At 55.6% G+C, this 13,984-nt stretch carries 16 protein-coding genes; 9 read left to right on the forward strand and 7 right to left on the reverse strand.

The genetic code is table 11. The annotated features are described in order from the left end of the window. Positions 1-92: 92 nt before the first annotated feature. The 9 genes from QY332_13375 (at position 93) to QY332_13415 (ending at position 8,874) form a co-directional block, all read left to right on the forward strand. Positions 93-593 carry a DinB family protein gene (locus QY332_13375; protein ID WKZ34605.1) on the forward strand — a complete coding sequence of 167 codons (501 nt, stop codon included), beginning with the start codon at positions 93-95 and terminating at the stop codon, positions 591-593. 100 nt (positions 594-693) lie between these two features. Further along, positions 694-966, forward strand: a complete 273-nt coding sequence (gene rpsO / locus QY332_13380; protein WKZ34606.1) for a 30S ribosomal protein S15 — start codon at positions 694-696, stop codon at positions 964-966. 219 nt (positions 967-1,185) lie between these two features. Next, complete coding sequence (locus tag QY332_13385; GenBank protein WKZ34607.1) at positions 1,186-3,444, forward strand: polyribonucleotide nucleotidyltransferase; 2,259 nt, start codon at positions 1,186-1,188, stop codon at positions 3,442-3,444. A 95-nt stretch (positions 3,445-3,539) separates the two neighbouring features. After that, complete coding sequence (locus tag QY332_13390) at positions 3,540-5,150, forward strand: peptide chain release factor 3 (GenBank protein ID WKZ34608.1); 1,611 nt, start codon at positions 3,540-3,542, stop codon at positions 5,148-5,150. Positions 5,151-5,299: 149 nt separating this feature from the next. Beyond that, on the forward strand, positions 5,300-6,187 hold the full coding sequence (locus QY332_13395; GenBank protein WKZ34609.1) for a bile acid:sodium symporter family protein: 888 nt from the start codon (positions 5,300-5,302) through the stop codon (positions 6,185-6,187). A gap of 68 nt (positions 6,188-6,255) precedes the next feature. Further along, positions 6,256-7,515 (forward strand): MFS transporter, encoded by a 1,260-nt coding sequence (locus QY332_13400; protein ID WKZ34610.1) that lies wholly within the window; start codon positions 6,256-6,258, stop codon positions 7,513-7,515. Positions 7,516-7,540: 25 nt separating this feature from the next. Further along, a complete protein-coding gene (locus tag QY332_13405) occupies positions 7,541-7,930 on the forward strand; it encodes a VOC family protein (GenBank protein ID WKZ34611.1) in 390 nt (129 codons plus the stop codon). 63 nt (positions 7,931-7,993) lie between these two features. Next, positions 7,994-8,395, forward strand: a complete 402-nt coding sequence (locus QY332_13410; protein ID WKZ34612.1) for a MaoC family dehydratase — start codon at positions 7,994-7,996, stop codon at positions 8,393-8,395. Positions 8,396-8,409: 14 nt separating this feature from the next. Next, on the forward strand, positions 8,410-8,874 hold the full coding sequence (locus QY332_13415; protein ID WKZ34613.1) for a hypothetical protein: 465 nt from the start codon (positions 8,410-8,412) through the stop codon (positions 8,872-8,874). Between the two features lie 17 nt (positions 8,875-8,891). On the opposite strand, the gene QY332_13420 is transcribed toward QY332_13415, so the two are convergent. The 7 genes from QY332_13420 to QY332_13450 form a co-directional block, all read right to left on the reverse strand. Then, complete coding sequence (locus tag QY332_13420) at positions 8,892-9,485, reverse strand: GNAT family protein (GenBank protein WKZ34614.1); 594 nt, start codon at positions 9,483-9,485, stop codon at positions 8,892-8,894. Continuing rightward, a complete protein-coding gene (locus QY332_13425) occupies positions 9,482-9,943 on the reverse strand; it encodes an SRPBCC family protein (protein WKZ34615.1) in 462 nt (153 codons plus the stop codon). The genes QY332_13420 and QY332_13425 overlap by 4 nt, the downstream gene beginning before the upstream one ends. Next, positions 9,940-11,511 carry a UDP-N-acetylmuramoyl-L-alanyl-D-glutamate--2,6-diaminopimelate ligase gene (locus tag QY332_13430; GenBank protein ID WKZ34616.1) on the reverse strand — a complete coding sequence of 524 codons (1,572 nt, stop codon included), beginning with the start codon at positions 11,509-11,511 and terminating at the stop codon, positions 9,940-9,942. The genes QY332_13425 and QY332_13430 overlap by 4 nt, the downstream gene beginning before the upstream one ends. Positions 11,512-11,600: 89 nt before the next feature. After that, complete coding sequence (gene atpF, locus QY332_13435; protein ID WKZ34617.1) at positions 11,601-12,317, reverse strand: F0F1 ATP synthase subunit B; 717 nt, start codon at positions 12,315-12,317, stop codon at positions 11,601-11,603. A 13-nt stretch (positions 12,318-12,330) separates the two neighbouring features. Next, positions 12,331-12,558, reverse strand: a complete 228-nt coding sequence (gene atpE, locus QY332_13440) for an ATP synthase F0 subunit C (GenBank protein ID WKZ34618.1) — start codon at positions 12,556-12,558, stop codon at positions 12,331-12,333. Positions 12,559-12,655: 97 nt separating this feature from the next. Then, positions 12,656-13,654, reverse strand: a complete 999-nt coding sequence (gene atpB / locus QY332_13445) for a F0F1 ATP synthase subunit A (protein ID WKZ34619.1) — start codon at positions 13,652-13,654, stop codon at positions 12,656-12,658. Beyond that, positions 13,647-13,952: an AtpZ/AtpI family protein gene (locus QY332_13450; GenBank protein ID WKZ34620.1), complete on the reverse strand. Its 306-nt coding sequence runs from the start codon at positions 13,950-13,952 to the stop codon at positions 13,647-13,649. The genes atpB and QY332_13450 overlap by 8 nt, the downstream gene beginning before the upstream one ends. Positions 13,953-13,984: the final 32 nt, after the last annotated feature.

A 13,984-nucleotide genomic window follows, 5' to 3' on the forward strand; every position in this document is an offset into this window, starting at 1 on the left:
CCATGAGAAATACCTCCTTTCGGTTTAGAATATGCCACAGTGTATCACACGAAAAATCGAATTGCAAGAAGCATTTTCAAGGACATGCAACGATGACGATCAAACAGGAACTTGAACAGGAATTGGATGAGGCATACGAACGCTTCCTCTCTTTAGTGGAGCTGGTTCCCGAACCCGATTATTCGCTCCCCTCCAGCAACCCTGCATGGACGGTGGGCGATATTCTGTTTCACATCACACTTGGTCCGCGGGCGCTGGCATTCGAGGTCTGGATGACGCTCCATGCGCGGGGACTCTATAAATTGGCTATGCGCTACTTTCCGTCGCGGATGTTCAATCGGCTTAATGCGTGGTTCGGCAGTCGCAAGCGTCGAATCAGCCGTCAGGGTTTGCGAAAGGCCTACGGGAAGGCGCACGCAGTCGCACAGTCCAGATTGAGGCGGGTGCGGGAGGAGGATTTGTCCACGTCGGTGACGTATCCCAAAGATTATGTATCCGATCTGGCGGGGGAAATCAGCGTGGAGCGGTTGTTTCGGTATATTAAGAGGCATTTCGAGGCGCATGAGCGGGAAATTCGCGCCTGTTTGGGGTAGATTTCTCTGGTATAATTCCGTCCCGTGACTGGTCCTGCCCTACGGTGTATGCTGTGGGCACGGAGACCTGCAATAAATTTACAGAAAGGAAGCATACGTCATGCCGCTCGCAAAAGAGGTCAAGACAAAGGCGATCGAGGATTTTCATCGCCATGAGAAGGATACCGGTTCGCCCGAAGTGCAAATCGCCATCCTGACCAACCGCATAACTCAACTCACCGAGCACTTGCGAAATAACAAGCAGGATCAATCCTGCCGCCGCGGTTTGCTTAAGCTGGTCGGTCAGCGCCGCCGTTTGCTCGCGTACTTGCGCCAAAGCAACTACCAGAGCTACATTAACATCACCGATCGTCTGCAGCTCCGCCGCAAATAAATAGCACGTCGAACCACAGGGACACAGCGAGGCTGTGTCCCTGCCTTGTCTAAACCCGCAGTCAGGAATTGAACAGCGCGAACAACGAGGTTGTTCCCACTCTTCAGTCCCTGACCCAAGGCGGGAGTTTAATGGAGTGCAACGCCCGGCCGTTGTCAAAGCGGGAGCATGCCCTCTCGGGCACACGAACTCCTCGACTCCAACCATAGGAGATAAAAAATGAATTTCGAAGGTAAAAAGTTTTCAACCGTTGTGGGTAATAAAACGGTCACCATCGAGACCGGCAGACTCGCCGGCCAGGCTGGCGGCGCGTTGACCCTCGGCATCGACGATGCCATCGTGTTCGCATCCGCCACCATGGGCGGCGTGCGCGAAGGCATCGATTTCTTCCCTCTTTCCGTGGATTACGAAGAGAGGTTGTATGCGGGCGGGAAGATCCCCGGCTCGTTCTTCCGGCGTGAAGGACGTGCATCAACCGAGTCCATTCTCACTTCCCGTTTGACGGACCGACCGCTGCGCCCGCTCTTTCAGGACGGGATGCGCAATGAAGTGCAGGTCATCATGTACTCGTTCTCGTCCGACGGCGTGAACCCGCTGGATGTCCTGGCGATTAACGCCGCTTCCGCCGCAGTCATGATTTCGGATATCCCCTGGGGCGGACCCGTTGGGGCAGTGCGCATCGGACGTGTGAACGGCGAGTTTGTGATCAACCCGACTTTCGAAGAAATCGAGGCATCTGATCTTGACCTGAGACTTGCCGGTACAAAAGACGGCATCCTCATGGTGGAATGCGGCGCAAACGAAATCCCTGAAGACGTGATGGCACAGGCATTGGATCTGGGACATGCGTCCATCCAACCGCTGATCGACCTGCAACTGCAAATCGCCGCGGAGATCGGCAAACCCAAGCGCGAAGTGACACTCTACCTGCCGAGCGAAGACGTAAAGAAAAAAGTGTTCGACCGGGTCGGCGGGCCGATGAACGAACTGCTCGACAAACCGCTTTCCAAAGTGGAATTTTATACGGGCATGACGTCCATCAAGGAAGCAGCCGAAGCGGAACTTTGCACCGTCCCCGAGGGAGGGAATGCCTCAGACTACCTGACAATTGCCTCCTTCCGAGAATCCTTTGAACTCGCCGAACAGGCTGTCGTCCGTGAGCGGATTCTCGGCATGGGTAAACGCCCCGACGGGCGCGGGCCGGCCGACATCCGCCCGATATGGTGCGATGTAGGCGTGTCCCCCCGCGCCCATGGGACAGGCCTCTTCACCCGAGGCGAAACCCAGATCCTATCCTTCACCACCCTTGCGACGTTGGGCGAAGCGCAGGCGCTGGACAACCTTTCCCCCGTCAAGAGCAAGCGCTATATGCACCACTACAACTTCCCACCGTTCTCCACAGGCGAGGCAAAGCCTCTTCGTGGACAGAGCAGGCGCGAGATCGGTCACGGGGCGCTGGCAGAACGCGCATTGGAACCAGTGCTTCCTGCCGAGGAATCCTTCCCCTATGCGATCCGCGTTGTGTCTGAAGCATTGTCCTCCAATGGCTCAACCTCGATGGGATCGGTCTGCGGTTCGACCCTGGCGCTCATGGATGCGGGCGTGCCGATCAAGGCTCCCGTCTCCGGTGTGGCCATGGGCTTGATCACGGATGAGAAGGGTCGTTACAAAATCCTGACCGACATCCAGGGAACCGAAGACCATCTCGGCGACATGGATTTCAAAGTGGCCGGTACTGCGCAGGGGATCACAGCCCTGCAAATGGACATCAAGATCAGCAGCTTGAGCGCGGAAATGATGAAGGAAGCTCTGGAACAGGCGCGCACCGCACGCATGTCCATTATGGAAAAGATGCTGGCCGTGCTGGCTGAACCGCGCGCGGAGTTGAAACCGCACGCGCCGCGCATTATCACCGTAAAGATTCCAATCGATAAGATCGGCGCATTGATCGGACCGGGCGGGAAGAACATCCGCGCCTTGCAGGAAGAAACCGGCGTGCGAATCGACATCGAAGAAGACGGTACCGTGTATATTGCGTCCACGAGCGCAGAAGGCGCAAAGATCGCCCAGGAACGCATCGAGGGTCTTAGCGAGAGCGCAGTGATCGGCAATATCTACACCGGCAAGGTTGTCCGGATTGAAGCCTTCGGCGCATTCGTGAACATCATGCCCGGCATTGACGGTCTCGTACACATCTCGCAACTCGACAGCGAGCGCGTGAACAGCGTGGAAGATGTGTGTGTGCTAGGCGACGAATTGACCGTCATGGTCACGGATATCGACCCGCAGGGCAAGATCCGCCTGTCGCGCCAGGCTGTGCTCGAAGGCTGGTCTGCCGAGGAGGCCCGCGAGAAGGACAAGGGCGGCTCACGAGGCGGCGGTGGCGGACGAGGCGGCTCACGCAGTGGCAATGACCGAGGCGGTAATCGCGGCGGTGACCGTGGACGCAGCGGCGGCGGTGACCGTAACCGTAGATAGTCAAAACAGACTTCCGAGGTCAAGAGACTTCGGAAGTTTTTTCGCCCGTCAGAAATATTCATGCTAAAATCGGCTTTCCGGTTTATTGGAGAACCATGCTTAACGAAACAACCGCTGAATCCCTATCCATCAAGAGTGCCATTGCCGCCCGCCGCACGTTTGCGGTCATCTCGCATCCGGACGCCGGCAAGACCACGCTGACCGAAAAATTACTGTTGTACGGAAATGCCATCGAACTGGCGGGCAACGTCCGCGCACGCAGAAATCAGCTCGCCACCACATCAGACTGGATGGAAATGGAGCGTGAACGCGGGATCTCCATCACGTCCACGGTGTTGCAATTCCCATATCGCGGTTATACCATCAACCTGCTCGATACGCCCGGGCATCAGGACTTCTCTGAAGATACCTACCGCACCCTCTCCGCTGTGGACAGCGCCGTCATGGTCATCGATGCCGCCAAGGGCATCGAACCACAGACCTTGAAACTCTTTGAAGTCTGCCGCAAACGCGGCATTCCCATCTTTACCTTCATCAATAAAATGGACCGTCCCGCCCGCGACCCATTGGACCTGCTGGACGAGATCCGCAAAGTGCTGGGCATGGAACCTGTCCCGATGAACTGGCCTCTTGGCGACGGTCCGCAATTCCTCGGCGTGTATGACCTCGCCGAAGAAGGCGTGTATCTCTTCGAACGCACGATGCGCAACGAACGCATCGCCCCGGAAGTATTTGTCCGCATGGAGGATTTGGTAAAAAACAAGATTCTGACGCAGGAGAAATATCAACACCTGGAGGACAGCATCCAGTTACTGGATGGAGCGGGCGCAACCTTCGACCAAGAAAGTGTATTGAAAGAAAAACAAACGCCTGTCTTCTTCGGCAGCGCGTTGACCAATTTCGGCGTGCACATGTTTTTGGATTCTTTCATCCAGCATGCCCCGCCGCCCCAGCCTTATCCCAGTGACATTGGCGCAATTTCACCGGAAGACGAACAATTTTCCGGCTTCATCTTCAAGATCCAGGCGAACATGAACCCGAAACATCGCGACAGCGTGGCCTTCCTGCGCATCTGCTCCGGCAAATTCGAGCGCGGCATGGACCTGCTCCACGCGCAGAGCGGCAGGATGCTCAAGCTGATGCGTCCGTACAAAGCATTTGCCAACGAGCGAGAGATCATCGATGAAGCCTACCCCGGCGACGTACTCGGACTGCCAAACAATGGAAGTTTTGCAATCGGCGACACGCTCAGCTCTGGAAAACCAGTTCGCTTTGCACCGATCCCGCGTTTTCAACCGGAACACTTTGCCCTTCTGCGAAATCTCGACGTAGGCAAACAAAAACAGCTCACAAAGGGCCTCCTGCAATTGGAAAGCGAAGGTGCTGTTCAGGTCCTCTACAATATCAATGCCTTCAAACGCGAGCCGATCCTTGCCGTCGTCGGTCAATTACAATTCGATGTGGTGCAGGCGCGCCTGCAGAGTGAGTACAATGCAACAATCGAATTGGAACGGCTGCCCCACATCCTTCTGCGCTGGATCATCGGCGAGGACAAGGACATCGAAGCTCTGCCGAATCGCGGCGACGCCATCCTCGCGCGCGACTCGCGCAATGCGTGGGCGATCATTTTCCAGACTCCCTTTTTACTAAAATACTACTCCGAGAAACATCCCAAATTGCGATTCGTGGACATTACCGAGAGTTAGGAAACTCTGAAAAATGACGGCCGCTTCCACATGGAAGCGGCCGTCATTTTTCACTCTTATATTTCCGACACTTAATCTCCAATTCGGGGTTTTACTGGGTAACGGGGCATGCAAGTCCCTCCCCAAAATCCAACCATAGGAGACCAACCATGCAAGAGAGTGTACTTTCAAGTGTAGTCCTGCCATTGGCAATCATTATCATCATGGTAACCCTGGGCATGACGCTCACCTTCGCAGACTTCAAGCGCGTATTGACACAGCCCAAACAGGTGACGGTCGGACTACTCTGCCAGCTGATCCTGCTCCCATTGCTCGGCTTTGCTGTGGCGGGAATCTTCGCCCTACCCGCCGTTTACGCCATCAGCATCGTGCTGCTGGCAGCCTCACCCGGCGGAGCGACCTCCAACCTGATCGTCCATGCCGCGGACGGGGACCGCGCGCTCTCCATAACATTGACCGCCATCTCCAATATGCTTGCCTGGCTGACCATCCCGCTCCTGCTCGGCATTGCCTATCCCATGTTTGGCGGCGGCACCTTGGACATTGTCTTCCCCGTTGCAGACACGATGATTCAGGTCGCCGCACTGACCGTCGTCCCCGTGCTGATCGGCATGGGCATCCGCAGCTGGAAGACCGAATTTTCCGAAAACAGCAAGCGCTTCACCCGCATCTTCGCCACCGTCTTCCTGTTCCTGGTCATCCTCGCGCTTATCATCCAAAACTGGGATGTGATCGTCAATGACGGACCGCGCTTTGCGCCAGCCTTCATCGTGCTAAACCTCGCCGCATTGGCGGTTGGATTCCTCGCCGCGCGGCTGGCGGGCATCAACCGCGTGCAAACCGCGACAATTGCAATTGAAACGGGTATTCAAAACTCCACCGTCGCCATCACGGTCGCAATGACCATCCTCAATAATAATGAGATGGCGGTCGTCCCGGGCCTGTATGCCATCTGGATGTACGTTACAGGATTTGCGCTCGCCTTCTGGATGACGCGTAACGCCCCGGCAGGAAATGTCGAAGGCGCAGTCGCCTAGATCCCACTTCTAATAAAAAGCGGACGAAGTCATCTTCGTCCGCTTTTTATGTTAAACTCAGCCTCTCCATGCTCTTCAAACTCAAACGACTCTCTCGCCAATACCCAAAACAATACTGGCTGATGATCGCGGGGATCGTTGTCAGCACGGCGGGCGGCAGTATGATCTGGCCCTTCATGCTCATCTACGCCAGCGGCAAACTGAACATGCCTCTCAGCACGGTTGCCGCGCTCATCTCCATCAACGCAGGCACGGGGCTGTTCGCATCCTTCCTGGCCGGCACACTGGCGGACCGCATCGGGCGCAAAGCGGTGATGGTTTTTAGCCTCGCAACGAACGGCATCGCCTATTTCCTTCTCATGCGCGCGGAGACCTATCCTCATTTCGTGGTCCTGATGATGCTGATCGGCTTGTCCAACCCGCTCTATCAGGTGGGGGCAGACGCCATGCTGGCGGACATCATCCCCTCCGAACAGCGCACGGACGCCTATGCCATCAACCGTATCGCCAATAATGCAGCGTTCGGCCTCGGCCCAGCCGTGGGTGGTTTTCTCGCCTCCACATCCTACAACCTGGCGTTCTACGGCGCATCGGCGGGTTTCATCATCTACAGCCTGCTGATGGTCTTCCTTGCGCGCGAGACGCTGGAGAAAACCGTCGGCGCAACGAAAGACCATTTGTCCACCGGGCAGGCAGGGGCGGAGTCCGAAGCACCGCGTCAAGACGGCTATCTGCGCGTCTTCAAAGACAAAGCCTACATGGCATTCGTCTCCCTGATGAGTCTCGGTCTAATCGCCCCTTCGCTGCTGTGGATCCTGATGCCCGTATATGCAAAGACGAATTTCGGCGTGCCCGAATCGATGTACGGCTGGATTCCGACCACCAACGCGTTGATGTGTGTATTCATTCAATATGCGGTCACGAACATCGCGCGCAAACACAAAACCCTTCCCGTCGTTGCCGTCGGCATGCTGATCTACGCGTTTGGCGCGGGCAGCGTGGCCCTGATGACCGGCTTTTGGGGCTTCTGGCTGAGCATGGTCATCCTGACCTTTGGCGAACTTGCGCTGGTGCCCGTCGCCAGCAAATATGTGGCGGACATCGCTCCCGCGAACCTGCGCGGCAGGTACATGAGCATGTACTGGATCGGCTGGGGGTTGGCGCGCACGCTCGCCCCGCTCATCGGCGGCTTCCTGAACGACGCCGTCTCGCCCCGTTCCATCTGGATCGGAGGCCTGCTCATCGGCCTGACCAGCGTCTTTGGCTTGACTGCCCTCCACCACATGACCCGGGTCCGCGCAACGCTTCCCCTCCGGCCTCAACCGTGATCCTGTTACGAAAGGCATTTCCAGTATGAAACAACTCATTGCCCATGTGACCTATCTCGTCCGCGAGTATGACGAAGCCATCGCCTTTTTTGCAGAGAAACTGCTCTTTGACATTCTGGAAGATATTCCCCAGGAAGAAGGAAAACGCTGGGTACTCGTCCGTCCGCACGGGACGGATGGAACGTCCCTCTTGCTTGCCAAAGCCGCCACACCGCAACAGGATGAATTCATCGGGAATCAAACAGGCGGGCGCGTCTTCCTATTCCTGCACACGGATAATTTCTGGGTCGATTACAACGAAATAAGATCGCGCGGTGTGGACTTCATCGAGGAACCACGAACGGAAACCTATGGGACCGTCGCGGTATTCAGGGATCTGTATGGGAACAAATGGGATCTGTTGCAGGTAAAATAGGAAACGGACGAATGTCATTGCAGGACGCGCGAAACAACCCCTCATTTTGATAAGGAGTTTCCCATGCCCACTCTCACCATCGGCGACAAAGCCGCCCGCACCCAAATCATCACGGACGAAATGATCCGCAGCTTCGCGGCGTTAACAGGTGACGCCAACCCCGTGCATCTCGACGATGCCTATGCCGCAGGCACCCGCTTCGGACGGCGCATCGCACACGGTATGATCGCCGCGGGGTTGATCTCCGCCGCCCTCGCCAACGATCTGCCCGGTCCCGGCACGGTGTATCTCAGCCAAACCTTGAATTTCAAAGCCCCCGTCTACCCCGGCGAGGCCATCACAGCAACCATCGAAGTCAAGTCCCTTCATGCGAGCAAGCCCATCGCCACAATTTCAACCACCTGCACCAATCATGACAACGTCATCGTGCTCGAAGGCGAGGCCACGGTATTGTACGAGAAGTAAAAAAGGAGATGAGCATGCGCAACCACTCGTTGATATTACTTCTAGTGATCGCATTGGCTGCATGTACAGGAACAACACCGGCCGAAAACGCGGCGGCTGACACCTGCCCAGTTACCAAGTCCGTCTGGTCCACACCGCCGGAGGATGCCGCTGTCCCAGGACTGCCCGAGCCCGGGTATTATTTCGTCAATGACGACCAGTCCATCTGGGCTTCCGCCGCATGGACAATGGACGAAGAATATCAACATGTGCGGGCAGACGGTGTAAAAGTAGGCTGGTTCCGCCCAGAAGGCGCCGAGTTGGCGATCGCAGGTCGCCGTCTGAATGGTCACGCGCCTGCGCTTGATGCCCACATCCCCTGTTGCTATCCGACCCGTTTTCAATCCTCCGGTCTGTTCTTCCCCACCGAAGGGTGCTGGGAAGTGACGGCAAAGGCGGAGGACAGCGAGCTTTCGTTTATCGTTTGGATAGAGCCTTAATGAAACGTTTATCTGTCTTATTTCCCCAACATACCCTCCAGGTTCTTCTTCACCCCATCCCACTCCGAATCTACAATTGCATAGAATACTGAATGCCGAAACCTCCCATCGGGCAGGATCATGTGATTGCGCAGCACGCCTTCCCTCTTCGCACCGATGCGTTCAATGGCTCTCTGCGAACGTTCATTGAGCGAGTCCGTCTTCAACTGCACGCGGATGCACTTTAATTCTTCGAACGCGTGCTTCAACAGTAGATACTTGCACTCTGTATTGGCGGCCGTGCGCTGAAAATCCAATCCGTACCAGGTCCCGCCAATCTCAAGTCCGCGGTCCCTGGGCATGATGTTTAAGTAGCGGGTTGCGCCCGCCACGCGCCCAGACTCAAGGTGAAGCGCAACAAAAGGAAGATCCGTTCCCTTTTTGCCGCGCTCCAGGATATCCAGCACCCAGTTCCGCATATCGGCTTCGGTCTTGATATCGCCATACAGCATGAAATGCCAGAAATTCTGCCCCGCGCCGATCTCCGTCAACCCGGGGATGTGCTCTTCGCTCAACGGCTCCAGGCGGACGAATTTTCCCTGCAAGGTGACAGGTTTAATCCAATCGCTCATTGAGAACTCCCGAAAATTTCTGCGATCTTTCCGTGCCGAAAATCGAAAATGGACTTCAACCGCCTCCCCACCCATGCCGCATGGACAATATCCCCCAACACGCCAAACGGCAGGATATAGGCCACACGGTCGGTCATTTTCACGCCATCCGCAACAGGCTCGAAAACATGCTCGTGATACCAAAATCGGTATGGACCGACGCGCTGTTCATCCACAAAATACTCGTTCTCGCGCACATGCGTGATCCCGGTCAGCCACAGCGAGCGGACGCCGCGAACGAACTCCACGCGGTATTCGATGACCTGCCCTTCGTACATTTTCACACCGCCGCCTGTTATGATTTCAAAGTTCATATCGGGCGGGGTGATGGTATTTAAGTTACGCGGGTCACAGAAGAACGCCCACACGGCCTCTACTGACGCAGGGATGACCTGTTCGCGATGTAAATAATGGATCATCCCTTTAGCCACTCCTCTTCGGTCTTATCCTGCGATGGTAAATAGGGCATCGGCGGACCATCCACGCCCAAAAACTCCGCCAGCGCGGCGCGCATTGCCGTGCGGTCATCCCACAGGTATTCGGTCTTCCCAAAACACATGGACTGCTCGTGTCCCTTCCCGCACGACAACACAAAATCGCCTTCACGCGCCAGCCGCAAGGCAAACTTGATCGCCTCGCCGCGGTCCGCCACGCGCCAGAACGTCTCGCCCTCGCGCCCGCCCTTCGCCCTTGCGCCCGCCGCCATCTCCTCCAAAATCCCATCCAGCGACTCGGTGCGCGGGTCTTCGGCGGTCAACACCGTCAAATCTGCCAACTCCGCCGACGTCTCCGCCATCATGCGCCGCTTTTCCTTGTCCCGCAGCCCCGCTGAGCCAAACACCGAGATCACGCGTGCATTCGTCATCGTCCGCCCCGCCTCCAGCGCGGATTTCAGCGCATTTGGCGTGTGGGCAAAATCCACAATGGCAGTAAAATTTTGCCCCATGTCGATGCGCTCCATCCGCCCGGGGATGCCTTCCATCAACGCGATTCCCTGCGCCGCCACCTGCGGGTCTATTCCCAAGCCATGGACAGTCGCCGCCAACGCCGCAAGGCAGTTCGAGACGTTGTACGAACCTACTAAATTGCTCGAAATGACTACGCGAAAATCTTTCGACATCGCCTTGAATTGGATTCCCGATGAGCTGTAATGGATATCCACTCCGCGGACCTCCGCCTCTTCTCCCAGCCCGTAGTTGGTCCTGTTTCCTTTGATATGGTCATTCAGGAAAGCGAACGACTTCGCGTCGTCACGGTTAATGACTCCCAGTCGTGGATTCCCCTGCGGCTTTTCCCTTGTCCATTCGAGACTGGTGAAAAGTCTCGCTTTTGCGGCACGGTAATTTTCGTACCCGCCATGCTCATCCATGTGTTCGTGCGTGATATTTGTCACCACGCCGATGTCGAACTCGCAGGCATCCACCCGATGTTGTGACCAGCCATGCGAGGTGGTTTCCAACACAACATGGGTCAATCCGGCTTCCACCATTCTGGCGAGATAGTGCTGAACATCGTGCGCATCGGGCGTGGTGACATGGAAGCCTGTGTCCAAGACTTCATCGCCGATCACTGCATTGACGGTCGAGATCAGTCCCGCTTTAATGCCTGCCGCAAGAAGGACCCTGTAGATCAAATTACTGGTCGTGGTTTTTCCGTCGGTACCGGTTACGCCGATCACTGTCAGCCTGCGCGCAGGCCAATGCTGGAAAGCCGCAGCCAGCCAGGTCAGGGCATGACGCGAATTTTCAAGTCGAATATACGGGACGGAGAATCCTGTCAAATCCCTATCCCCCACAACCGCAGTTGCCCCATTGTCAATCGCCTTTTGGATGAAACCATGGCCGTCGGCGGAACCGCCGCGCATGGCAACAAATAGACAGCCAGACTCCACCGCGCGGCTGTCTATGGCAATGCCACTGATCTCCAAATCAGGGATAGTAGCCGGATGCGAAAATGGAAAATCAACAAACAAATTCCTCAAATTCATATATCTCTGTTAATCTCCGTTTGTCCAAGTTTAAAACAAAAAGGGTTTTGGCAATTTTACCAAAACCCTTGACTTCACGTTTCTGTGTTTTACTTCAACGTCTGGCGCAGGCCTTCGAGCCTGCCCGCAACGGAGCCGTCCAGAACCTTGTCGCCAACCTTGATAACGAGACCGCCCAGAATGGAGGGGTCAACCTTGAAGGAAACTTCCTTCGCAGAAATATTCTTCCTCACCGAGTCCTGTTCCTGACTGGTGAGGGGAAGCGCACTGGTAACCACGGCATCATCGCCCGTAAGGCCTTCCGCCACAACCACCTTGCCGCCCTTCACCCCCGAGAAGAATTCGTCAATCAAAGCGCGCTGCTTCTTCTCATCCAATGCCTCACCGACCAGCTTGTTCGCAGCGGCAATGGCCAGGGCTGCCACCTGCCCGCGCAGATCACCGAGAATGCGGTTGCGTTCAAGTTCAGCATCCGCCAGGGCGGCTTCGCGCGCCTTGGCGGCTTCGGCTTCGGCCGCAGCTTTCACATCCCTGCCGGCTGAGGCAGCGCGGTCGGTAGATTCACGAACAACCTTGCTGGCTTCGGCTTGCGCGTCGGCAAGAATTTTTGCAGCATCTTTCTCCGCATTTGCACGGGCTTCCGCGGCAACACGGGCATCTTCAAGACCCTGTGCGATCGCCTGACGGCGTTTCTCCATCAAACCCATGATGGGAGCAACAATCCACTTTGCGACCACCGTGTACACAATGATCAGGTTCACAACCTGAACAAGCAAAAAGGGAAGATTAAGACCAAGAGCGTCCAATGGATCCTCCGATTTAGAAAACGAACAGGATGAGCAGGGCGACAACCAGACAGTAAATGGCAACCGCTTCAGCGAAAGCAATGCCGAGAATCATGTTTGTCTGAATCGTACTGGTGACATCAGGGTTGCGCGCCATGGCTTGAACGGCGCCACCGGTCACGATACCAATACCAGCACCCGCGCCGATTGCGCCGATCATGGCCAGGCCAGCGCCAATTAATTTTGCAGCTTCAGCATCCATTGTAGAAAATCCTCCGTGATTAGATTCGGGCGGGATAATCCGCCATTTGAAATAAATAACAACCCGGGTCCGCCTTGCCACCCGAATATTTACTGTTTTAGTGCGCTTCCTCGTGGTGGTCACCATGTCCCTGAGTGGCCTGCGACATGAACACCATGGTCAACATGCCAAACACAATGGCCTGAATAAGTCCGACGAAGAACTCAAGCAGATAGAACATGGACTGGGCAAAAACCGGCACCAAGGAGCCAATAACGAACAACAGCACCGCACCTGCAAACATGTTGCCAAAAAGACGGAAGGCAAATGAAAGTATCTTGGAAAACTCCGAAACCAGTTCCAGCAGCCCCACACCAAAATCAATGACTCCAAAAATGGGTTTGCTAAACAGGGTCTTGGTATTCCAGAACTTGGTGAGATATCCCATTCCCTGCGAACGGAAGCCAAACACTTGAATCATCACCACCGCGACGATTGCCAGGGCGAATGTAAAATTCAGGTCCGTCGAAGCAGGCCGCAGGAAGGGCACAATGGCATAATCACCTTGATGCGCCTCCCCTGCTTTGGATTCATCCCAGATGGTGGTGACCGGGCCAATTTGTTTCAAGTCGGAGCCATGACCCTCGTAATGATGAACCAGCCCGACAGTTTCATTCCCCGGAATAAGACCGGACCAATTGGCCGCCAGCACCAGAAGAGTGATGGTAACAAACCAAGGAAAGATCTGCTTCGTCCATTTGCCGGCCGTGCTTTCAGTAATGCCATACAGCATTTCCAACAAGGCTTCAACAGCCCCGCTTATGCCGGTCAGAACCTGTTTGCCGCTTTTGACACCGCGGGAGACAGCAATGGCGATCAAAAGCACAACAACATCTGCCAGAAGGAGGCCGACAAAAGTGTTGGTAATGTAGAATCCTGCAAACAATGGCGTTTCACTTAATTTTTCACCAGGTAGATACACATGCGGCATGATCGGCTTAATCCCAAGCCCAACACCGAAAAACCCGGTAAACAGGAACAACCCCAAAATGATGGCAGCCAGCACAACCCAACGGGCCTTACCATAGCGCCACCCACCTTGAATTTTTTCACTCACGATTCTTGTCCTCCGAGGGGGATACAGATTCTTTTTTCTCAACAGGTTGTATCCGGCTGGTAGCCGCCTGCACGATTCGGAACATCAATACGATCGTCACCGGCACGCTTGCAATCATCAATACGATTGTAAACATCGGCCTGGTGTTGAAATAGTCGTCCAGCGCCAAACCGCCGATCAGGGAGATCGCGATAATCACCAAAGTGACCAGCCCAACCTGCCCGGCAACAGCGGCAAGGGTGAGGTTCAACCTGTACTGCGCCTGATCTTTTTTTCGCTGTTCGTCCTGTTGGCTCATAAGTTGAACATTATATCACAAGGTTTTTCCGC

The sequence above is a fragment of the Anaerolineales bacterium genome, assembly GCA_030583885.1.
GTDB lineage: Bacteria > Chloroflexota > Anaerolineae > Anaerolineales > Villigracilaceae > Villigracilis.